We start from the raw sequence: 23,651 nt of genomic DNA, 5'->3' as shown, positions 1-23,651 counted from the left end.
CCAAGATAAAACACATACTCTGAGCGTCATGGACATAACAACAATTACAAAGCTCCAACAAGATTTGTTATTCAAGGTCATCGCGAGGCTAAAAGCCGACAATGCGAAAGCGGGCAGCAGCCTGAACGAATCGTCATTGGCACAACAATTCGAAGTATCGAGAAGCCCTATTCGAGCGGTGTTAAAGCACTTGTCAGCGCAAGGCATCACTAAAGTAGTCCCTTACAAGGGTTCGGTGTTGCAAACCGATGCAGCAGATATTGAAATTTCAGGCCAAGACAACGACCAACAACCTCGCCAAGAAAAATTATACCTGCGTGTACTCATGGATTTATTCTTTAGTGAATTAGGTCAGTCGTTTTCCGAGAAAGACCTGCAACAACGTTATGATGCCAACCGTGGTGAGATGCAAAGCGTACTGCGCCTACTAGAAAACGATGGTATTTTTCGCCGTAGCCCGGGATACAAATGGCAGCTTGATGGTGTTTTAAATACATTAGAAAGGCACACTGAAAGCTATCGATGTCGACTCATTTTTGAGCCAGCAGGCCTACTCGAACCAACATGGATACTTGATGGTTCCGATCTGGAAGGCTGCCAAGAGCGCCATGTGCAAGCCATTACGAACCCAGAATCTGTTAACGCCAGCCAACTCTTTAGCCTCAGTGCCGAGTTTCACGAGCAGCTTGCCGCATGTTCAGGAAATCGCTTCTTATTGAGCACCATGCAGCAACATAATCGCCTTCGTAAAGCGACCGATCTGGTTTCGATGCACATCCAATCATCAGTCATTAAATCGTGTCAGCGACGCCTAGAGATCATTGAACTAGTACTTGAAGGTAACAACCACGTAGCATCAACAAAGCTAGCTCAGCTACTGGAAAATGATATTCGCGTCATGAAACGCACCTACAACGACGTAATGAATGTCTCTATGGAACAGCGAGAAAGTTTAATCAACAGTATCATGGCAAAAAACAGTTAATCACTTGGGCAGTCAAATCATGGCTGCCCTCTATCGTGTCCCTCTATCGTCACAAACATCATTTTCTTCCTGACTCTCACGATAACACCTACGATTAGCACCCGTTAAATTATAGGCTTAGCGCCCACTTCAACACATACAGCACAAGGCTCTAACCCTACTTTTCTTCTACGGCTAACAACGTCGCCCAACCACTGATTCCAAACCTATAAAATAAAATTGCACTTTCATATTGTATTTTCGCAACAAAAACACAATAATAATGATTCTTATTTAGAATTGATAAGCTTAACGATAATGCTTCGTACTTTTGTTTTGAATTGATTGTCGTTTAAGTGACATGAACGTGAACGTATACAAGCTTGGAAGATATCGAGATGAGTATGTTTAAGGTCATAAGTAATGACCACCGTTCACCTCTTTTCTAATTTAAGAGGCTTCATTTATTACTGACCAGTAAAGATGAATGCTTAATTACTTATAAAAACAACAAAGTCACCGCACAGATATGAGTCTTTGTGCAGCCTTTTATTGATCAAGATTGAGAACAAAATGAAAACCGAAAAAGGAAGTTTCAAGCTTTCCACTGTTGCGCTAGCGATTGTCGCAGCCAACACAGTGTTTACAGCCCAAGCACAAGAATACACAACCGAAGACAAAATGGTGGTTGTCTCTAGTCGTACTCCTAAAGCGATCAGTGACATTCCGGGTACAGTTTGGTACATCGACTCCGATAAAATTGAACAGGAATATCGTGGTGGTAAATCACTAGGCGAGATTCTATCGGCAAGCATTCCCTCTCTAGATGTAAGCAGCGGTGCTCGTACTAACTATGGTCAGAATCTGCGTGGCCGTAAGATGCTCGTTATGATTGATGGCGTATCACTGCAATCATCTCGTCCAATAAGCCGTCACTTAGACTCCATCGACCCATTTAACATTGAACGAATCGAAGTACTGTCTGGTGCAACTTCAATTTATGGTGCAGGAGCTTCAGGCGGTGTGATCAACATCATCACCAAAAAAGCGCAAGGTGAAGAGTTAGAGTTTGAATCCTTTGTTGGAGGCTCAACTGGCTTTAATTCTGGAGAAGATTTCGATTACAAAGTCGGTCAATCTATCTCTGGCGGTAACGACAAAGTTCAAGCGCGCACCTCTGTGGTTTACACCGAAACACAAGGCTTTTTCGATGCTAATGGCGACATCGTTACCCCTGATATTTCTCAAGGCTCACTACAGTTCAATAAGACGGCCGACTTCCTAACGACGGTAGGCGTGAACCTCTCTGACACGAAGAAACTCAACTTCCTTGCACAATATTACGATAGCCAACAAGACTCACCTTACGGCCTGTACATTGTCGGCCGCGACTTTGTTGACGTACGTAAAGGCTTTGATTCTGACCGTGAACATGGCACCGAACGTATTATGCTTAGCGCCTCTTACGTCGATGATCAGTTCCTTGGCCATCAGTTGATTGCTGAAGCTTCGTACCGTAAAGAAGACCAAACTTACACACCTTATTTCCAATCTTCTGGTCAGCAAATTACCGATGTTATTGCATTAAAAACAGCACTGGCTAAGAGCTTCAATAAATTCAATGTTGTCTATGGTATCGATGCGTATCAAGACCAACTAGACAGCAACCAAGCGCTTTACGATCCGACGATTGCGAACAATTCAGGTAACTTGATCAACAAAACTTACGCGAAAGTCGGCCGTTACGCTGGGGTTAAAGTCAGCTCTATCGCGGGCTTTGTTCAATCTGATTATGCGATCACGAATGACTGGACGGTAGAAGGTGGATTCCGCTACCAATACATGTCTAACAAGATTGATGATTTTGTTGGCTACAGCCAACAGAAGAAAATTGCAGCTGGCAACGGCACTACAGCCGACGCAGTACCTGGCGGTGAAACCGATTACAGCGTTGGTCTATTTAATCTCGGTACGATCTACCACCTCACCAACGAATCTCAAGTATGGGCAAACTTCTCACAAGGTTTTGATCTTGCTGACCCAGCGAAATACTACGGACAAGGCGACTACACCCTAGTTGGCGATCACTGGAAACTTAACGACAGCATCAACGTTAATGACTCGAAAATGTCTGGCATCAAAACCAACAGCTTTGAGTTAGGTTACCGCCTTGATAATGGTGATTTTAACCTGCAAACCGCGGCGTACTATTCACAATCTGATAAATCAGTTAAATACGACAAGAACACACTACTTATCGAAGAAATCGACGATAAAAAGCGTGTCTATGGTTTAGAAGCGATGGCATCTTACTGGGTGCATGAGAACATTCAGGTAGGCGCATCAGGTCACTACGTGATTTCAGAAGTGAAAGGCGATGACGGTTGGAAAGACTTTACCGCGGGCGAAGCCAGCACTTCAAAAGCCAATGCTTGGGCAGGTTGGTATGACACAGACCTTTCTGTCAAAGTACAAAGCCAAACGATGTTTGATTACGAAGATGACGATCAAAACAAACTTAACGGCTATACCGTCTTTGACTTAGTTGGTACCTACCAGCTTCCAGTGGGGAGCTTAGGTTTCGGTATTCAAAACCTACTGAATAAAGACTACACCACCATTTGGGGTCAACGTGCTCAAATCGTCTACGCGTCACATTACGATTCAGCAGCGTATGACTACAAAGGTCGTGGCCGAACTTATAACGTAAACTACCAAGTTAAGTTCTAACCGAGTACTCATCAAAAATATAATTAAAAGGGTTGGTATTAATACCAACCCTTTTTCACAATTAGATGTGACTTAGCTTAATTAGCGTATGCGAATAAACGTCAATTCCAACATGCATTCTAAGTCAATTCTAATTTTTAAATTATTAACTATACAGTCATTTATTAAATTGCATAAAAATTAACAAGTCGCTCACTGTAACCTAAATTAGCCGGGGTATGATTAATTTCCACTGTAATATTACCAGAAAGCTCACCGTCGGCCTTATATACAGGGCAAGATGCTATATCTGACAAGTATGACTCTTCCGTAGGCGCACTAAAGTAATAGATTTTTTGTAGGTTACATTCACCTACCTTCATTCCCAAAGCTTCAACTTCCGAGCGCTGACGGTAATAATTTGGGCCAATGTCTAGAAGGTATTCAGGGCTATGGGTATAGATCTCGCTGGTATAACGCTCAGCAAATTCATTCTCAGCAATGAAGTTCTCATTCTCCATGCTGTAAAGAATGTTCAAGTGCCAATAGAGCAATTCAGATTCATCACTCGTTGATTGACCCGGTTTAGAATACACACATTGGATCTGACTGTGAGGAACATCTAAACCTTGATTAACTTGAATATCATTACGAAGCGTATTGATACCACAGCGATGCAGTGCAAAACCCTCTTGCTTCATCGACTCGTTAACTTGGTTAGTTGATTGGTATTGAACGTAGACACCTTCAGGTGATTCACCTGTGATAACGTTACTATTATCAGCATAAGCAAACGGACTTAGGCAGGCGGTTACAGACACTAACGCTATTGTTTTTTTCATTATTATTTTTCCTTTATGATTGGCGGCAGGAAAATAACCCAAAAATAAAATATGCAATACAGTGCTTATTGATATTTGTGATCTTGGTTAAAGCAATGATTGATTTCATTAATATTAGGGGTTGTCATCAGGTATATTTTATATATCGAAAAGACAACACCTTAAAAGCAGTATGGATAATAGACACAGGTTAAAATTTTAATAATTTCGCCTATTCCATCATTAATAATAAATCAATATTTAAACCAACTTAAAAGTTATTAATCATTCTGTTTAATTACCAACATAAAAAACGAGCCTATCTTATCTGACTTCTAGTTGTTAATTTAATCTAATGCGTTGGCTCGACAATGATCATTATGGTTTTTAGTGTTCTGAAATGAGGTTCGATAGAGCTTCATGCTGAGTATGTTGTGATTTGATTAACCGCTTAATACATAAAACAGAAAAGGGTTGGCAAACATGCCAACCCCTCTCATTGGAGAGTTCATTCCAAACTCCCCAATTTTCTACTCTACTTATGTTTAAGCTGTCTTTTCTTTCAAGTTTGATTCTTGCTTTTCATCCAGAGCAAAGTAGATCTTCGATACAATCACTTCAGCAACCAGAATCGTAAATACCACAGCGAAGAACGCTACTACACCGCCCCAAGGGCCAGTGAAGCTCACCTTGTCACCGAACATGAGGTTTATCGCTTCTAGCATGACGAATTTTGAGCCAACAAGAATAATGTATGTCGACAGTGCTCGATACACCTTAGGTGCCGTTCCAGATTTCTGTTTGAAGTAATCCGCTACCTTGTGCTCTAAACCAATAGAGAGCTTCAACAACAACTGCAGTAACAACGCCGCTATCAAAGAAATAGTGAAAGATTCAATGTTGACGAAGTCCCAGTACTCATCGAAAAAGTTAAGCACTACTAAGTCCACCAGCACGGCTAACGTGTAACCTACGAATAGACGTTGTGGTGTGTTGAACCCGTAAACTTTGTCTGATTTAGTCATTCTGTCTCTCTCTAATTTGATAAGTAGCCTTGATTTGAAATACATCTTAGCGTTCGAATCGAAGCAAAACTTACCATTTCATGACACCACTCAAAATCATTCACGACATTAATGAATCGTCATAGTGTCCTCGCGCCTCCACCTTTAATAATCCTGATCGCCCACGTATCACTGTAAAGTAAAATGGCACTATCGAGTGCTCTGCTGCTACCAAGTAACCTGCCACTACCAACTAAAGAAAGAATAGAGACGCTAAATGGATGCCCCATATTTAAGCAATGAGTGTGTTAATTGAAATCTTGCGTCCAATAAGACACCTTTGATGCATCTGACTTACTGGCTTTGTATCCAATCCCCATCTTTGTGTGTCGGCTATTCATCACGTTTTGGCAGTGACCTTCGTGACCAGCCCAACTATTAAGACCGGCATTGTTAATTTGCCCATCACTTCGTGGACTGGTGTAACCGAAAATAGGAATCACAACCGAATTGGATGAGAGGACAAACGCATTCTGACCAGAACTGTTCACAACAAAGTGACCTTGAGCATCTCTTCGGTACTGCTCATCTGAGTTCAACTGGGCATTACTCGCCGTGTTATTGTCCCAAGCGATAGGAGCTGATGGTGGGTAGTTACCACTCGAAAACGATGAACCAAAGGCATCACAATAACGTTGTGTCGACCTCGCACAATTTGTCGAGATAACAGATTGGTACTTGATACTGTTCTGGCTTAGATCTTCTGGAATATTCACAATTCGGCACCATTTTTCATCAGCAACGCCTTGACCGGGCATCCCCCAAATCGCACCATTCAATAATTGATTTGTATCTAGTGAAGCGAAATCGATGAGAGTGTCGCTATTAAGCTGACCTAGATCCAAATCGATCTTTCCAGATGAAGTGTTCAACTCAAAGATCGAGGCCCCAACCTCCTTAGCTGCTGCATTAATTTTGTCGCGCTGTAATGATTCCCAAGAATCACCAAACCGATCTTTTGACTGCTCTCCATAAGCTTGAGCGATAAAATCGTAAGTAGGTAAATTAGACTCTATCCCGCTCCCATCTTTGGAAACTACGCTGCCAACGGTTTTAAATTCCAACGAACTGTCGAACACCGCATCGTTAAACACATACGATCCCAAGTGCTCACTAGAACAAGAGTTACTTTGCATATCGTATCTATATTCAGAAATTGTACCGTCCACAAGTAACTGATGATTCTTCCTTTGCGCGCTTAATCCTGTGGTTTCGTAACAGTGCCAATCGTTAACAAAGTTGCTGCCATTATCGATAACGATTGTTGGTACAGCGATAGTCACATCAACCTTCTGAGTATCTCCACTCTTGAACGCAGGCAGCTCATTTTTGACGGTAATAGATGAGAAATTTCTGATTGGATCCGTTTCTTCGATAAAACCTTCGATCGCAAAAATCATATTGTTGCTAAGAGCTTTAATGTCAGGCTGCTGAGAGGTAGATGATGAGCCAGTATTACTTGGATTACTTGGAACATTAGCGTTATTAGACGTTGTGCTGTCACCTCCTGATGAACTTTCTCCGCCACAACCTGTAATAATCAGTGCTAAAAGGGCGACTGCCGAGATATTTTGTTTTTTCATGAGTTAATCCTTAACCATATATTTTTCTTGATGTAAGGATGTTGCCTCATAGAACGAACTTAAATTTCAGACCAATGTCAGAGCCCCTAAATACTGACACCGATTTAACATTTTATAAGATCTTGTCAATTTAACGTTCGACCTATAAGCAGATGAACTCATTCAGTATTTTCCTTAGGCCTTCCGTTTTAGAGCCAGTTACAGTTCGGTAAATTGATTCTCAACACAAGGTGACGACGATTTGAAATACACCTTAACGTTCGAATAGGAAAAACTTAGAAATATAGAAAAGCACCAAAAGATAAGTCTCGTCATTGCTTGTCACCAAATGGCCATTCTTCAAATGCTGCGCCCCATAAGATGACTCCATCAGCGACACACACTCATTTCCAAAAGGTGCAGACTATGAAAAAGCTAATCACTAACGCGAACGTATTTAACGGTGTTGATAACAACTTAATCGAGAACGTATCAATCCTCATCGAAGATAACTTGATCACTCAGATTGGAGAGATTGACCCAACGATTGCCGATGAAACGATTGATGCTCAAGGCGGTACGGTCATGCCAGGCCTGATTGATGCGCACGTTCATATCACGCTCTCTGCCTCTTTTAATGTGATTGATACGATGACGCGTGAAGAAGTGGCGATTCGCTCAGCGAAGATTTCAGAAGAGATGTTAATGCGCGGTTTTACTACCATTCGCGACGTGGCGGGTAATACGCTTGGCCTTAAAAACAGCATCGACAGGGCTATGCGACTGGCCCACGCATTCTTCCTTCAATGGCGGCTATCTCGCAAACTTGTGGTCACTCCGATTACCGTCAAAACCAAGCACAAGAGCGTTTAGCTAACGGGCATGAAGATTCACCTATGATGAAGCTTGGCGCAATGAAAGTGGCAGATGGTCGTTCAGAAGTATTAAAAGCTGTGCGTGAACAACTGTTTATGGGCGCTTCTCAAATAAAGATCATGGCGGGTGGTGGTGCATCTTCAACGTTCGACCCGCTAGACACGTTGCAATTCACATCAGAAGAAATGAAAGCCGCGGTTGATGCCGCTTCTGATTATGGCACTTATGTTGCCGCGCACATCCACACCTCTGATGCGATGCGCCGAGCCGCTGAAGCGGGCGTGATGTCTTTCGAACACGCGACCATCATGGACGACGACATTGCAGAAATCATTAAAGAGAAAGGCATTTGGGTGATTCCTTCTTACTTTACCTCTTCATTGATTGCAGAGCGTAAGATCCCGCTGCCAAATGAAGAGACATACCGCAAGACAGAACGCGTAGGCAAAGCGATGTTCAAGTCGGCAGAGCTGATTAAGAAATACGACATTCAGAACATTGCTTTTGGTACTGACTGTGTGGGTGAAACCAACGTTCATGCGACACAATTGAATGAACTTGGTGCGATTGAACAAGTATTCGATACCATCACCGCACTTCGTATGGCGACATCAAACTGTGGTCGCTTGTTCGAGATGTCGACCTATCAACACCCATACCAAGAAGGCAAGTTAGGTCAGATCGTTGAAGGCGCGTATGCCGACCTATTGATCATCGATGGCAACCCACTGGAAGGCGTGGCATGTGTTGCTAACACAGAGACACAAAAACTGATCATGAAAGACGGTAAGGTGTACAAAAATACGCTTTAACCTCGAAAAGCGCTGGTCCTACGCCAAACAACAAAACAACAAATCTAAAGCCAATAACCGAGACGACTAACTTGGTTGTTTGCTTTTTTTAGATCGCCTAAAACTGTTCTCACCTTCCATTGAAAATCTTAGATATCCAATTCACTCAATAAAACATATAAATTCACTGCCATGCTACGAGTTAATTTCCACTCGATGAATTAATTTACATTTACGTATTAACAACCACATGAAAACTAAAAATAGAATATCGAACTGTAAAAACACAGTATAAAACACCTCTGATTATTTCGTAAAAAACACAGAGTGAATGGAATTATTTCAGCATAGATAGCTCTAACTAAATGTTAAATGATAATTTATCTGGAGGAACTATTCTAATGCAACTTTGGTAACCCCTCCCCCTTAAGTTGAACATTAAATAATTTGGATCAGTAAAAATACCATTAATAACTTTTTGTAATCAGGAATTAACAATGAGACTGTTGTTGTACTCAACATGTGGTGTTCTTAGTTTTCTAGTAATATTTGGCCTAGCTGCGTTATACATTGTTTACTAATTTGCAAACTACTTTTATAAGTTAATAAACAAATAAGAAAAAGCCCTAATAAATAGGGCTTCTTTTTATCCATCAATAAAAACAATGAAAATGTTGTAAATTATTCTATTTACTTTTCTCTTCTAGCTTAGCCTTTACTATTTGATATAGTTTTTCGTATGGCAGATAACCGGGGAGCAATGTTCCATCAATGAGCATCGCTGGTGTACCTCGAACACCCAGCTTTGTAAACAAGTCATAGTTTTCAGCTACTTCAGTCGTTATTTTACTGTCTGAAGAAACGTAATCAGTGGCTTTGTTCTTCTTCGCTACTTTCATTATCGAACGAACGTTGTGAATACCAGGCTTACTGATCAACATCTCTTCAACTGCTTTGTATTTTTCTTTGTCATTGTTCCAGACATTGAGTCCAAAGGTTGCTGAGTTCAGTGGCGAATCTCTCTCCTTTAGAGGGATATAAATATTTATCACCTTGATGTCATTAGGGAACTCATCCGCTATTTTCCGAAGAACAGGATCTAATTTTTTGCACCACGGGCAACTAAAATCAGTCATGTTTACGATCGTCAGTTTTGGATGTTCGGAACCATACCAAGGGTGATGTGGGTTGTTATAAATAAAGTCATGACTCTCAGCTAACGTTTTATCAAAGCTACTTTGTTGATCTATGTAAGCAGCCAGACTGTCGTGAACCGAATCGATAATACCTTCATTCGTTTCTAACATTTGCGTTATATCGGCAATCTTTTCTTGTTTTGTCATTGCGAAAGTGACGGGTGAGAAAGCCAGAGTAACCAATAGTGTGATGATGCTTTTTGTTATGAATTTCATATTTATCCCATTAATACTTAGCTAACCAAAGTCGGGCTGCGATGCCTATTGGCGTAGTAATTCCTGAAGTAACACTTGTTACTTTTCCATCATTAATAACAATGAGTGTTGGCGTTAAGGAGATCCCCCAATCGCGTGCTATTTTTCCTTCAGTGTCATTAATGTTGTCGTAGCTATACCCTTTAGCATTCATGTAACGTCGAACTCTTTCATCCTTACCCGAAGCCAGTGATACACCAACGACGGGATAGCTTGATGAAAACCAATCAACCACTGGCGTCACAAATTTGCAGGCCACGCACCATGTCGTCCAAAAATAAACTAATACCGGCTCTTTCTTACTCATTTCAATTACATCTATCGGTTTACCGGATAACGACATTCCGACCATCGGCGGAACGTTCTGCATTGGAACGTCTTTTGTACGCCAATAATCAACACCAAAGACCACGACCGCCGCGAACAAGGTATACAGTAATGCCGATCTCAACTTCTGCTTTTTAGTCTGAGGTTTTGCCTTAGATTTTGTTCTAATCATTCGTCATCACCTCTTGCCTTCTCAATGGCTTCCATCACCGCATCACTGGTTAAGATGACAGGAAGCTCAATACCTTCTGGAGCATTAGGGCCATAAACCATATTGAACGGAACACCGAACCGGTTGTGATCTTGTAGGTATGACGTGACGCTATCACTCGGTACAGTCCAATCCCCCTCCATCGGCACTACATCACCTTCAGTCAATGCGCTGTAAACAGGATCTTGTAAGAGAACCCCGATCTTGTTTGCTTTACAAGTCACACACCAATCAGCAGTGACATCAACAAAAACCACTTGGCCATTAGCAACATGTTCATCAATGACTTCGGTAGACAACGCTTCCCACTCAGGTTCTGGTGGCAGCATTTTAGATGTTGCTTTCTCGACAAATAACGAGGCAGAGATAACACTCAACAGCAGCAAGGCAACAGCACCCGCAGTCTTGATTCCATGCACTTGAACCAACCTGACAAGTAATAGGCAAACACTGACTGCCAATATTGCGTATAACCACAATTGAGGGACATGAGGTCGAAGCAAGCTAAAGAGCCAAACGCTAGTGATTAGCATCATTCCGCCGAACAGGTATTTAACACGGTTCATCCATGCCCCGGGTTTAGGCAACGCCAAAGCTATCGATGGGAATGCAGCAACGATAATCCATGGAAGCGCCATACCAACGGCAAGAGCTGTGAAAATACCAAACATCGTCGGGATAGTAGTGGCGAGAGCAAAGGCGACGGCTGTTCCAAGAAATGGAGCAGAGCATGGCGTAGCCAATAGCGTTGCGAACATACCTTGAGTAAAGTGTCCGACGTAGCTACTGTCGCCCTTGGTTGCCATCCATGTATTTGCACTCGATGAAAGACGGATTTCGAAAAGCCCTAACATATTGGCGCTGAAAAGAGCGGTGACGATAAACATCCCACCGATAAACCAACCGTTTTGGAACTGAATTCCCCAACCGATAACGCTGCCTGAAACTTTTAACACAGCCAAGAAAGTGGCTATTAGCCAGAAGGATGCGAGGATGCCACTTGCAGATGCAAGGAATTGGAACCTAACTTGTTTTCTTGCCATGCCTTGAGCAGAAATAACCCCACTCAGTTTCATTCCAAGCACAGGGAATACACAGGGCATGATATTGAGAATCAACCCACCTAATAGCGCTAAAAGCACCATACTAATCATAGAGCTGTTGCCTACAATGCCGTTGGTAACAGTGGTTGGGTATTCTGTAATGAAGTCTTTGTCTTTGATGCTGACACGAATGTGTTGGTTGTTGAGATCGGGTGTGCCCATCCAGCTGCTTACGTCATAAGTCGCAATGGCTTGGTTACCTTCAATTTCAATGTGAGGAATACCAAATTCAGCATCTTGCATTTCATCTGAATCACCATCCACGATTATATCGGGTGCAGTCCAACCAATTTGATGTGTAGCAATAACTTGAAGTTGCGACTTGTGAGCATCCCAAATAGTAGATGTGCCCTCTACAAGCGGTGAGTCTTTCGGCACTTCGCTCATTGCTTTTGCGTAGACAAGCATCGCGTCGTTATCCACGGTCATCTCACTTGGGTTAAACACCAAGTTGATGTCAAAATCCGTGAGAATACAAATGGTGGTGCATGAAGACATCGTCAGCACTGCATGGAGCTCAACAGGTTTGTTCATATCATCAATATGAAGATTCATCGGAAAGATGATGTTGTGCTTGTAGCCTAGTGTATCTATGCCGAGCAAGTTGAAGCGTTGAGGAAACTTCCAAAACCATTGCAGTTGCGAAACGTTCTTAGAGTCAGCCCATTTAATTTTGGGCGCAATGCCTCCTTCGCCAGGACTTCTCCAGTAAGTTTTCCATTCATCAGAAAGGTTCACTTCCAGATAACCCGCCGCGGTTTTATCTTCTTTATTAATTTGTCCTGTCATGACAAAACGCGTTTCTACATACGGATGTAACTTGTCTTGCATCCAACCCGTTGTAACAGGAGTCATCGATTCGCTCGCACTTGCGTTCACAGTGAATGTTGAACACAGCGCAACGAATAGCCAAAGCACAACAAAGCGCAATGACATTTTGCTTTTAGGCATGTCTAATTTTTCCTTAAAAAATGAATAATATGAGTGTTAGTTAAACGCTCTTATTCTCATTCTTTAAAGACACAGACCTTGAGATGGATGCGCCTACCTTTATGAAGGATTGGCTCAGTGAAGGGAGGGAAATACGGGACAGTACTTAGCAGCCACAATACGACGACAACGAGTATGAAGTACGTGAATATTGCTTGATCATTGACTTGGTGGTGATCAAAATTTATCAGATGTTCTGATAACTCACATTTTTGGACGGATTGGCCGTCTTGGGATTGAGATGCCCCATCAATAAAACCGCCACCATCGCTAATCTTGTTTGCCTACGGGGCAGTAGAAATAGCAGAATCACTGTTGTCATAATTTACTTTGCAGCCTTGGATAAAACTCATATTACTGGCGAGACAGAAACAGATAACCCAACCCACTAATAATAGTGCGCTACGAGTTAGCTGATGTGTGTTTCGACTTGAGATCATATCTAAACTGCAGATGTCTTGTGATGGTAAACGTAGCAATACGACTTAACCAAAATAATAAAGTTCAATTTTTTTCGTATGGCCGATAATTTTCATGAATCAAAGCGATTGAGAATGGCAAGAATCGTATACCAACAATCAGTATCGGAAAGACAATCTCTAAAGCACATCAACAATCGAAGTATCACTCGCCATTAATGAGAGTGATGCCCCAAGAGAGTTTGTTGATCGTTCATTGTCCTCACTATTGAAAATAGAGTTAGACCTCGTCGATATAGGCACAGTGGTGGATTTAACAGATCCCCCTTTTGAAAAAGGGAATGCAAAACTCGGTATGTGGCAGCCACTAACATTCTTACTTGAAGATAATGCTGGGCTCTATTTTCTATCTGAATATGACCCAAATAAAGTCCCAATTCTATTTGTGCATGGGATCAATGCCACCGCGTTAGATTTTGCCCCACTGATTGAAAAAATCGACCAATCTAAATATCAAATATGGGTGTTCAACTACCATTCTGGTTTATCCCTGTCTTTGAATTCGAAAGGCTTGAACAATCTGTTACATACAGTTGTGAATGAATATAAGAACCAGCAACTGCATGTTGTTGCCCACAGCATGGGTGGCTTAGTCGTGACTAACAGTATTCGCCAGTGCCGTATTGGGCAGCTATGCGATTTTGTAAGCAGCGTAACCACCATCTCTTCGCCGTTTGGTGGTGTCGAGTCAGCTAAACAAGGGGTTGAGTACTCACCCGTAGTAATGCCTGCATGGGTTGACTTAAACCCAGACGGGAAATTTATCGCTGACTTATTTATTGATAACAGTAAGATTCACATCCCCTACTTTTTAGCCTTTGGTTATAACTCTGGCGATCTATTTAATACCAACAGTAACGATGGCGTCATCAATTTATCAAGCCAGTTGTCACGCCCCGCTCAATTGAATGCCGACCAAATTCGTGGTTACAACGAAAACCATCTCAGTATTTTAGATAATGATGATCTGTTTGAAGACCTGTCGTTCTTTTGGCTAACAGCAGAGCAATAACCCCTCCCTATACATAACCCGACAAACCAGTTGGCGTGAATGGTATGAACATTGGCGGTATTTGCACTGCAAGCCAACACGCCAATCTTTATTCTACTCCCATAAATCAGCACACGGAGTGACGCTAAGCCTAGCGAGCTAGGTTTCGAAACAAGGATAGTGACTTTCTAACTTGGGATAGAAACGATGACTATCAATGAATTAAAACGCAGAGATTTTTTCAAAGTTATGGGGAAAGGTGCAGTTTCTGCTGCGGCTATCTCTCTGCCTACCTTAGCGAATGCAACACCAACTTCGCCAACCAATTTGCCTTCAGATCACCAAACCGTTGACTCGCCACTGGATGCGACTGAGATGGCGAACCTGATAAGAGACAAAAAAGCCTCGCCAAAAGAATTCGTACAAGAAGCCATCTATAAAATTCGCCAGACCAACGATCACGTTAATGCGGTTGTTTCTGAGTGCTTTGACTTAGCGCTAGAGCGTGCAAACTCGTTTAACCCGAACTCACCCTTTGCTGGCGTGCCTTTCTTAGTGAAAGACTGCGTTGATGTTGTTGGGCTTGAATGCACCCTGGGTTCGAAGCTAAACCAAGGCAGAAAACCCAACGCAACCTCTTGGTTTATTCGAGCGACTCAAAATGCAGGGCTGAACACCATTGGCATGACGAACATCCCTGAGATGATGACACTAGGCTGCACACAGAACTCCCTTTACGGCGCGACGCGCAACCCATGGGATCTAAGCCGAGGTGTTCACTCATCGACTGGCGGTGGCGCGGCGGCGATTGCAGCTGGCTATGTACCCTTAGTGCATTCTACTGATGGCGGCGGCTCTTCTCGTATGCCCGCTTCAGCGACTGGTATTTTTGGCTTTAAACCAAGTCGAGAATCTTTGATCTCAGGGCTAACTGATGGCTCAACAAACGAAGGTTTTACTCATCAATCGTTTATGTCGAGAACCGTTCGTGACGCGGCTTTGGCTGTTTCAGTCACAGAGCATCATACAAAAAATGACTTTGAGACGCCTTTTCCTCGAACCCCAATAGGAATGGTTAATGCTTCTCTTAACCGTCAGATAAAGATTGGCGTCACCCTCAAAGATATCCACGGCAGGCTTCCCGATGAAGATACGCTCGCAGCCATTCGTTCTACGGTCTCTTTGCTCGAAAACCTTGGGCATATCGTTATTGAAGTTGAACAACCAATCCAAGATGGCGATGTGTTCATGCGTAACTACATGGGCGTATTTGGCAACAAAATGGCAAGCTTTGCTGAGCAGTTCGACCGCCTAGGTATGCCGCTAGAATCGATGCCAGACAAAGTAAGCGATAACGTCGTCTATTTAGCTCGCACGATGCAAGCTCGCTTAAAAGCCACTCCTAGCTTGTATATCGACTCTCAAGAACGATGCCGAAACTTCGCGACCAATCACAACCGAGAGTTCTTTAAAAACATCGATATATGGCTCACCCCTTGTGCAAACCATGTTCCTTTGGACATCGAATATTTCGACCAGAAAGCGCACTCCGGCAAAGAAATATGGGCACGTTCAGAGAAATTAATGTCCTACACGCCAATCGAAAACGTGGCTGGCAATCCGGCGATGTCGGTTCCCTTGTATTGGAACAAGCAGAACCTTCCTGTTGGTAGCCACTTTTCCGCAGCAAGAGGCAACGACCGCCTGCTATTTGAATTGGCCTATCAACTAGAACACGCCAAGCCTTGGGCAAACAGAAAAGCCCCGATTGCGCTTTAAAAAGCGATTCACTTTCAAAACAGTTCAATTTAGAAAATCATTTAAGTACGAGTCTTTTGATGAAACATATTATTTTCCTATTCTTGGCAAGCCTGACGCTTGCGCCACACTCATTCGCAGCTCTAGCACCAAGCGAAGGCTTCAGTGGCAACATGACCTTCCTAACTGGCTTCACCGCCAACTCAAGTAACCTCGATGTTGGTCAAAGCAACCATCAATCTCAAGCCGATTTAATGTCGTCAGGTAACACGGAAGCCGAGGGAATGGTCGCGGTTTTGGGTTCGGTGCAATACACCTTTGGCGCTTTGAATCACAAACAGTTTTTCTTAGGTACCTCAAGAGACGACATCATCACAGGTACGTTGGCATTTGAAGTTGGATATAGGCAGCAAGTGGAAAGCGGAATGGTGGTCGATTTTTCTATCTTGCCGACTCTGATATCTGGCGAAGTATGGGATGACCCTTATGCTGTTGACTCAAATAGGAAAGAAACCGACCTCACTGGCACTGTGTTTCGAATGCAGCTTTCAAGAATAATGGGCTCGAACTTTAATCTCGATGTCGCTTCTGGTGAGTCAGACGTTAAAAAAGAAAACACCGGCCTAAAGGGGCTTGGATTAACCGAAGAAGAACGCGCATTGATGATTCGAGAACGAAAGTACTTTTATCTCAAGTCTGGTTACCAGTACTTCTTGAAAGACGGGTCAGGCATTCTCACACCTTCAATGAATGTTTTCTCTTCAGATTCTGAGGGTGATGCACTATCGTTCTTGAGCCTTGGCGCGGAAATCAACCTAGCGAAAAGATACGGAAATCATGGTCTTGCTTTAACACTCAATGCAGCAAAACGCAGCTATGATAAAGAGAACCCAATCTTTAATAAGACACGTGAAGACAAAGACTTTGGCGCCTTCGTTGCTTATGAATACGCCAATATCTTTGATGCAAGAAACTGGTCTTTGGTGTCACTACTCGGCGCAAAGACAACGAATTCAAACATTGAGTATTACCAATCATCGCAATATGTGGTTTCAGTCGGTGTTGATTACAAATTCTAAGATTGAACTGAGGTTTTCATTACTTGTAACCCGTAAACAAATCCTTTAATTTGGACATATTACCGAGAAGAACACTCTTCAATCGCCAGCAATAACAGGGAGTTATGGTGGAAAGTTTTAGTACTCAATTGCCCATATTTTGGTTTAAAACTTTAGATTCTGCTATTCAGGCTAGAATTGGAGACAGCAGCGATATCTGGTCGGGAGCAGAGGTCTATAAACAACTTTGCTCCGCCGAATCGATCTCGGCTTATCAGCTTCAAACCGCCATCACCAACATCTACCAACGCTTCGATCATGAACTGATCGACCTATTTGATGAGTCCGCTCGCTACTTCGATGAGCTTGAAATGGGCGCGCCGGTAATGGCTATGCTCACCGCGCCAGATCTCGCCAGCTTTTGCCAACTGCTGAGCCGCTACTCCATTCATATACATCCACTACTGAAAATATTCAGTCGTGAAACCGAAAGTGGTGAAGTTGAGCTTTGGGGCGTCACACCCGAGTACATTGACGAAACCACACTGATGACACACATCAGCTTGGGGCTCTATTTCAGTATTATGATCAAGCTCGTCCGCAGGTACCTTAATGCGCCGAATCAAAAGCTCGCCATTCACATCCATAAGAACACCATCGGTGATGAGTTCTTGAGCATCTATGAGCGTGTCTTTAATGTTGAAATGAAGGAGGGCTTCCCCGCCCGCTACCTCTTATTTCCTAACGATCTTGTCCAAGCAAAACCTCGCCAATTCCAAGCTGACTTTCACGCAGAGTTAGTACGAATCGCCGATCAACAGATGGAAAAGACATTAAAAACCAACCTAATCTACAAAGTGAATGAAACGTTCAAGGTGCTCGCTGTGAAAGACACCAACCTAGATAGCGTGGCGAGTAATCTTCATATCAGCCCTCGAACCCTGAATCGTAAGCTTAAACAACAAGGTGTGAGCTTTCGTCGTTTGTTCGATAAATACCGACTTGAGCTGAGCATGACGCTACTGAATCAAAACGACGGCAACATTACCTATGTGGCTCACGAACTTGGCTTCTCAGACTCGAGCGCATTCAGTCGAGCATTCAAAAACTGGACTGGGCACTCTCCTACTGAACTCAGGTCGTAATAGCAGATCTCGCACCCCATATCACTAAGCATCGAACGACATTGTTCTTACTTGGTTTTTTGTTCTTACATATTTTCGATTCTCATGTATTATGTGCGCCCATAATTGTATGACAAATATGTAGCGCCGTTTCTGTATGACCAAAGCCACCAACCACGCGATTTTGCTCTTAGTATTCGCCAACCTGCTCGCCTCCTTTTCAGACGTCTCACTAAAAGTGCTGAACGGTGAAGTGCCCACGTTCCAATATGTGTTTATCCGCCAGCTATTGAGCGTGATGTTGCTGCTCCCTTTTTGGCTAAAGCTACCCAAAGAGACGCGCATGCAAGGTGGTTGTCGCATCAATTTTTTGCGGGCTCAGTTCATCCTAATGGGAAGCGGCTGCGCAATGATTGCCATCACACACCTCACCTTGGCGACTGCAAATGCGATGTTCTATGTTGGGCCCATTCTTATGCTCCCGCTTTCTATTGTTTTACTGAAAGAGAAGCCGACATCATCAAAAGTGGTGGCGACATTGATTGGTTTCGTGGGTGTGTTAATCGTGTTGCGTCCAGAGCAATTTCACTGGGCCGCTATTGCAGGGTTAGGCAGTGCGCTCGCGATGGGTGTCGGCAATATTTTGATTAAACGTCTTCACGCAGAACAACACATTATCTCGACACTATTTTGGACCAGTGTGATGACTCTACCGCTGGCGTTGGCTCTTGCTCTGCCTGCATGGGCGGCGATTGAATGGCGTCATGTTGGGTGGATTATGGCAATCAACCTGTTCGTTCTTGGATACCATGCCCTTGTGGTGGTGGCTTATAAAAAAGCGCCAGCAAACCAAATTGCTCTCGCGGAATACTCGGGGTTGGTGTTCGTGACCTTATTTGGCGTGATGTGGTTTGACGAGATTCCAGACATGTTGACCCTTGTCGGTATCAGCCTGATCGTCATTCCTATGATGCCAATAAAATGGAAGAGGTATTTCGGTAGGCCAAATCAAACGGCGCTAGATATAGAGGCTAATCAGCCTAAGCCTTAATCGTCGGCAACATCATTACAGCGCATAGAACTAACCCACATTCGACCTATTCAAATGAGAAAAGGGACCGGTATTTCTACCTGTCCCTTTTTGTTTTCGTTTGTGTAAGGCGTTACTTAAGCTTGAACACCAACACTTTGTTGTATGCCGTCACCATCAGTAAGTCTTGCTGTTTCCCGCCAATTTCTAGGTTACTGATATGGCCCACATCAATAGCAATGAAGTCTATCTGCTTACCGTCTTTATCGAACACACCCACGCCACCGTGCGCTGCAACAAATAGGTTGTCATCGGCATCAACAGCGACGCCATCAACCATAGGTTCAGAGCCAGACTCCGCTTTCACTTGAGCAAATTGCGTCTTATTGCTGAGTGACTGTCCATCAACATCAAATCGGTATACCCAGCCATCAGATGTGTCGGCAACGTATAACGAAGATTCATCAGAAGAAAAAGCGATGCCGTTTGGTAGCTTGAACTCTCCAGTGATCAACTTTAGATCACCATCTAGGTAACGATAAACGCCGTTAACCGGTTGCTCTGGTTCTGCCTTTGCTGGGCCGTAACCTTGAATACCAAACGGAGGATCGGTAAACCACACGCTGCCATCACTGTTAACGGTTAAATCGTTAGGGCTATTAAGCAGCTTGCCGTTGTACGTTGCAGCGACAATCACTTTCTCTCCGTTGCCCTGACGGTACGACAACTTTCTATCATGGCGAGCAGCCCAAAGGTTGCCTTTCACATCAATATCGAGACCATTGGCATAGCCAGAATTATCATCAAAAACGCTCAACTTGCCGTTAAGATCGTAAGAGTAGGTTGTGTTATTTGGAATATCGCTAAACAAGAAACGTTGATGTTCCACATCCCATGTAGGGCCTTCAACAAAGCCGAATGAGTCTCCAACCAATGTTGGGTTGCTTTCTACAACAGAGGCAGCTGAAACATTCATAGAGGCAGCCATTGCAGCGGTAATAAGTAGTAATTTGTTCATTGTTCTTCTCCTTTCTGTTTACGTTTTGAATCTTAGTTTCTTGAAGGAGTGAGAGAAACAGTACAAAATGACTTCACTGTTTACTAAATGGTGTTAATGATGAATTTGATTTATATGCAGACCTTCTTGACTGTCGCCGAAGAGCAAAGCTTCACCAAGGCCGCTGAAGTATTGGATGTGTCAAAAGGTTTGGTGTCTCGGCATGTACAACGACTCGAAGAAACATTGAACTCTAAGCTGTTTCACAGAACGACTCGTTCTATCAGCCTCACAGAAGTGGGTGAAGAGTTGTATTCGAAAGCGAAGCAAATTCAACTATTAGCAACCGAAGCGGAAATGCGAGTCTTAGACATGACGCAGGAAGTGGCAGGCGATTTAAAAATTACCGCACCGATAGAGTTTGGGCGTGCGCTTTGTCGTCATATCATCCCTACTTTCAAGCAAGAGTATCCAAAAGTGGATTTGATTCTCGACTTTGGGCCGATGAAAAAGAAGATAGAGTCCGGAGACTTTGACATTGCTTTTAGAGCCTACGATGAATTGCCTAATGATGTGATTGCCAACGATCTCGGGCACATCCGCAATGTTCTCGTTTGTAGTGCGGATTACGCATCGACTAACCCACTCGCCACTACTAAAGACATCCATAAATGCAGCTTCATTCTTAACAGTCAGAATGAGCGTTGGAATCAGCTGGAGTTGATCAATGGTGAGCAAACCTACCATGTTGAAGTAACCGGAAGCGTTAGCTCAAATACCTACAGTTCAATTTTGGAGTTAGCGATGCAAGGGATAGGTGTCGCCAGCTTGCCGTTCTATCAAGTTGAAGAGCAGCTCAAACAAGGTGAGCTTATTCACGTGTTCCCAGAATGGTCGATAAAAGCCCAAAAGCTAAGCCTTATCTATGCTCAAAGAAGAGTAACACCACAGAAGTTGGTCACTTTTAACCGAGCGGTAAAAGAGTGGTTGGAATCGAATAACGCATATACGTTATGAGTTTTAGAGCACTAAATCTTTCAATTGGAATGCATGTGCGTTCCATTCATATCAGGCGCAATCACAATACTTTTCAATAGCTGATAGGCTGCCGTGTGTTCGTCGATTTTGAAACACCCTCCCCCTCTAACTCCCCCTCAAGTTGAGTTCATCACCCCCTCTAGATTGACGACCGAGGGGGAGAACCGTCTTTAGCGCTGAACGTACAGCTGCACATGTCACGATCGGTATTCTGTTCCTCCCCTTTCCTAAAACTGCAATGGACAGAAGATGCTGATTCAGGGGAGGTTATGAGGGGATTTGAGATTGGGCCAACACGGATTTGCCCCAAAATCATTCAGAGCTAATACTCTATAATTTTTAGAGGCCTGCATTCCCCCTACCAAAAGTTAGGCAAAAGACACATAACAAGTGATGTTACTCTGATTCGTAAAACAACGAATCAGAATACGTGCTAAAGGTTTGCTGTTCGGTACTTTCTTGGTGTCTGATTAAACAATTTCTTAAATGCCTGTACATAAGCGGAATCGGAAGAATATCCCGACTCGATAGCAATTTCTTGAATACTCATTTTCGAGCTTAACAATTGCAAAGATAAAACTAGCCTTATGTTTTGTCGCCATTGTGCAAAAGATTGAGAAAACTCTTTCGAGCATAATCGGGACAATGTGCGCTCAGATGCACCGACTTTTGTCGCCCATTCTTTTAATGTAAACGGCAAATCAGGCTGTTTTTGAAGCTGAGCGAAAATAGAGAAAAGACGCTTATCGGTAGGAATAAGCAGTGGTATTTCATAACTTTCTGCAACTTCGATTTGATCTCTCAACACCATCAGTAAATGCGTGATATTGGACTCAGATTGAGAGTGTGTGTTGCTTTCAAACAGAAGTAGTATCAACTCTTTGACGAAAGAATTTACCTGACAGGATTTAGGTTCGCTTCCATACCGAAGATTTTTGCCTGGGTTGAGGTAAATCGCCAAAAATTGTGTATCTGTAATCGCAACGGATTTATGAACTGTATTTGCGGGTATATAGAGCATGCCATTATGAGGCACTATCCCGCTTTTATCACCAATGTCTGATTGTAACAATCCCTGGCGTGGGAACACTATTTGATGCCATAGATGTGAGTGGAAATCATCAATATAGCCAGAGGCCATTTGGGTCGTTCTAGTTATGAATTGTTTATCAGGAAAGTTTCTGATTATCTCATTAGCTTGCATGGTTGGCGACTTATCTACATTAGGTGTCTGTTAGTATAAAATGCGCCACTTAGATTTGGTATAACATTGTCAGCCTATTATTCAGTAAAGGGCTAAAGATGCGTATCCATTTCATTATTCATGAAGATTTTGAGGCTCCTGGAGCTTATGAAGCTTGGGCGAAGAAACACCGTCATACCATTACATACTCGCGAGTATATCTAGGGGAACCTCTCCCCCAAGATATTGAAGACATTGATTTTCTGATTGTTATGGGGGGCCCACAAGATCCTGCGACCACTATCGAACAATGTTCTCACTTCGATACCAAAGGTGAACAGGCAGTCATTGAAAAAGCGATTAATGCAGGCAAAGTTGTACTTGGTATTTGTTTGGGATCCCAACTTATTGGTGAAGCGTTAGGTGCTCATTATGAACATAGCCCTGAACGTGAAATTGGTAAGTTCCCTATCACGCTGACCAAAGACGGTATTACCCATCCACTGTTTGACCATTTTGGCACCGTTTTGGAAGTAGGCCATTGGCATAACGATATGCCTGGACTGATACCAGATGCTGAAATCATTGCGTATAGTAAAGGCTGTCCTAGACAAATTGTTGCTTATAGCGATTTGGTGTTTGGTTTTCAGTGTCATATGGAATTGACTAAAGAAGTCGTAGCGCTGCTCATCGAAAATACTGATCTCAGTGAGGTAGAAGACTTTCGTTTTGTTGAGAACCCCGAAGTATTACTGAGTCATAACTATGATGAGATGAACGAAAAACTACATGGCTTTTTAGATAAGTTGGAACGCTTGTATAAATCACAGAACTTTAGTGGCTTATCAAAATTAGGTTCTCAGGAAACATTTTTTACTACCAATACGATATTCTTACCTCTACGGCGAACGCTAAATCTGTTATCGATATCTGAAGTAATCCGCTTTCAGCTCATTTAGGAAATCATCTAACAAGCTTTTGTCCATTTCCTTCCAACTACAATCGTGATGACCAAATTAAAAAGGAGGTCATCATGGTAGTTTTCAACAAAACGAAACGAAGTGGCGTCAAAAAGCCTTTTCGGCTTGAGGAAATTTGGCGGATCAGAACCAGATTAGAAATTG

The 23,651-nt window shown here is 43.0% G+C and carries 15 protein-coding genes and 4 pseudogenes; 11 read left to right on the top strand and 8 right to left on the bottom strand.

The features are described 5' to 3' along the window. Window positions 1–28: 28 nt before the first annotated feature. Together L3V36_RS00095 and L3V36_RS00090 are read left to right on the top strand one after the other, a co-directional pair. Complete coding sequence (locus L3V36_RS00095) at window positions 29–985, top strand: GntR family transcriptional regulator (protein ID WP_017086131.1); 957 nt, start codon at window positions 29–31, stop codon at window positions 983–985. Window positions 986–1,537: 552 nt separating this feature from the next. Continuing rightward, on the top strand, window positions 1,538–3,694 hold the full coding sequence (locus tag L3V36_RS00090; protein ID WP_208773943.1) for a TonB-dependent receptor: 2,157 nt from the start codon (window positions 1,538–1,540) through the stop codon (window positions 3,692–3,694). A gap of 164 nt (window positions 3,695–3,858) precedes the next feature. Here the strand turns inward: L3V36_RS00090 and L3V36_RS00085 are convergent, their stop codons facing one another. The 3 genes from L3V36_RS00085 to L3V36_RS00075 form a co-directional block, all read right to left on the bottom strand. After that, complete coding sequence (locus tag L3V36_RS00085; protein WP_017095197.1) at window positions 3,859–4,515, bottom strand: hypothetical protein; 657 nt, start codon at window positions 4,513–4,515, stop codon at window positions 3,859–3,861. A 524-nt stretch (window positions 4,516–5,039) separates the two neighbouring features. After that, complete coding sequence (locus L3V36_RS00080) at window positions 5,040–5,519, bottom strand: hypothetical protein (protein WP_004736325.1); 480 nt, start codon at window positions 5,517–5,519, stop codon at window positions 5,040–5,042. Between the two features lie 287 nt (window positions 5,520–5,806). Then, entirely contained in the window at window positions 5,807–7,141 is a 1,335-nt protein-coding gene (locus L3V36_RS00075; protein ID WP_208773941.1) for a CAP domain-containing protein, read from the bottom strand. Between the two features lie 405 nt (window positions 7,142–7,546). On the opposite strand from L3V36_RS00075, the pseudogene L3V36_RS00070 reads away from it, so the two are divergent. Next, window positions 7,547–8,808, top strand: a pseudogene (locus L3V36_RS00070) (amidohydrolase family protein). Between the two features lie 665 nt (window positions 8,809–9,473). On the opposite strand, the gene L3V36_RS00065 reads toward L3V36_RS00070, so the two are convergent. Genes L3V36_RS00065 through L3V36_RS00055 form a run of 3 tightly spaced genes read right to left on the bottom strand, consistent with a single transcriptional unit; the run spans window position 9,474 to window position 12,830 of the window. Next, window positions 9,474–10,199 carry a DsbA family protein gene (locus L3V36_RS00065; protein ID WP_102498435.1) on the bottom strand — a complete coding sequence of 242 codons (726 nt, stop codon included), beginning with the start codon at window positions 10,197–10,199 and terminating at the stop codon, window positions 9,474–9,476. Window positions 10,200–10,209: 10 nt separating this feature from the next. Then, a complete protein-coding gene (locus L3V36_RS00060; protein WP_208773938.1) occupies window positions 10,210–10,737 on the bottom strand; it encodes a protein disulfide oxidoreductase in 528 nt (175 codons plus the stop codon). After that, window positions 10,734–12,830: a protein-disulfide reductase DsbD domain-containing protein gene (locus L3V36_RS00055; protein ID WP_208773936.1), complete on the bottom strand. Its 2,097-nt coding sequence runs from the start codon at window positions 12,828–12,830 to the stop codon at window positions 10,734–10,736. The genes L3V36_RS00060 and L3V36_RS00055 overlap by 4 nt, the downstream gene beginning before the upstream one ends. A gap of 648 nt (window positions 12,831–13,478) precedes the next feature. Here L3V36_RS00055 and L3V36_RS00050 point away from each other — a divergent pair. The 5 genes and pseudogenes from L3V36_RS00050 to L3V36_RS00030 form a co-directional block, all read left to right on the top strand. Continuing rightward, window positions 13,479–14,360, top strand: a pseudogene (locus tag L3V36_RS00050) (alpha/beta fold hydrolase); the annotation flags it as partial. A 186-nt stretch (window positions 14,361–14,546) separates the two neighbouring features. Next, window positions 14,547–16,118: an amidase gene (locus tag L3V36_RS00045; RefSeq protein WP_208773934.1), complete on the top strand. Its 1,572-nt coding sequence runs from the start codon at window positions 14,547–14,549 to the stop codon at window positions 16,116–16,118. 59 nt (window positions 16,119–16,177) lie between these two features. After that, window positions 16,178–17,176 carry a DUF2860 family protein gene (locus tag L3V36_RS00040; protein ID WP_208773932.1) on the top strand — a complete coding sequence of 333 codons (999 nt, stop codon included), beginning with the start codon at window positions 16,178–16,180 and terminating at the stop codon, window positions 17,174–17,176. Between the two features lie 104 nt (window positions 17,177–17,280). Then, window positions 17,281–18,300 carry a helix-turn-helix transcriptional regulator gene (locus L3V36_RS00035; protein ID WP_076645580.1) on the top strand — a complete coding sequence of 340 codons (1,020 nt, stop codon included), beginning with the start codon at window positions 17,281–17,283 and terminating at the stop codon, window positions 18,298–18,300. A gap of 136 nt (window positions 18,301–18,436) precedes the next feature. After that, window positions 18,437–19,330: a DMT family transporter gene (locus L3V36_RS00030; protein WP_208773931.1), complete on the top strand. Its 894-nt coding sequence runs from the start codon at window positions 18,437–18,439 to the stop codon at window positions 19,328–19,330. A 112-nt stretch (window positions 19,331–19,442) separates the two neighbouring features. Here L3V36_RS00030 and L3V36_RS00025 read toward each other — a convergent pair whose 3' ends face one another. Then, complete coding sequence (locus tag L3V36_RS00025) at window positions 19,443–20,327, bottom strand: SMP-30/gluconolactonase/LRE family protein (RefSeq protein WP_208773929.1); 885 nt, start codon at window positions 20,325–20,327, stop codon at window positions 19,443–19,445. A 99-nt stretch (window positions 20,328–20,426) separates the two neighbouring features. On the opposite strand from L3V36_RS00025, the gene L3V36_RS00020 reads away from it, so the two are divergent. Next, window positions 20,427–21,323: a LysR family transcriptional regulator gene (locus tag L3V36_RS00020; protein WP_017095186.1), complete on the top strand. Its 897-nt coding sequence runs from the start codon at window positions 20,427–20,429 to the stop codon at window positions 21,321–21,323. Between the two features lie 454 nt (window positions 21,324–21,777). Here the strand turns inward: L3V36_RS00020 and L3V36_RS00015 are convergent, their stop codons facing one another. Continuing rightward, window positions 21,778–22,548 carry an AraC family transcriptional regulator gene (locus L3V36_RS00015; protein ID WP_017077930.1) on the bottom strand — a complete coding sequence of 257 codons (771 nt, stop codon included), beginning with the start codon at window positions 22,546–22,548 and terminating at the stop codon, window positions 21,778–21,780. Window positions 22,549–22,646: 98 nt separating this feature from the next. On the opposite strand from L3V36_RS00015, the pseudogene L3V36_RS00010 reads away from it, so the two are divergent. Beyond that, window positions 22,647–23,360, top strand: a pseudogene (locus L3V36_RS00010) (GMP synthase); the annotation flags it as partial. A 200-nt stretch (window positions 23,361–23,560) separates the two neighbouring features. After that, window positions 23,561–23,651, top strand: a pseudogene (locus L3V36_RS00005) (integrase); the annotation flags it as partial.

It is taken from the genome of Vibrio sp. G-C-1 (assembly GCF_021728015.1).
Taxonomy (GTDB): Bacteria; Pseudomonadota; Gammaproteobacteria; order Enterobacterales; family Vibrionaceae; genus Vibrio; species Vibrio splendidus.
Note: the sequence above shows the minus strand (reverse complement) of the source record. Positions and strands in the feature narration are given on the sequence as shown.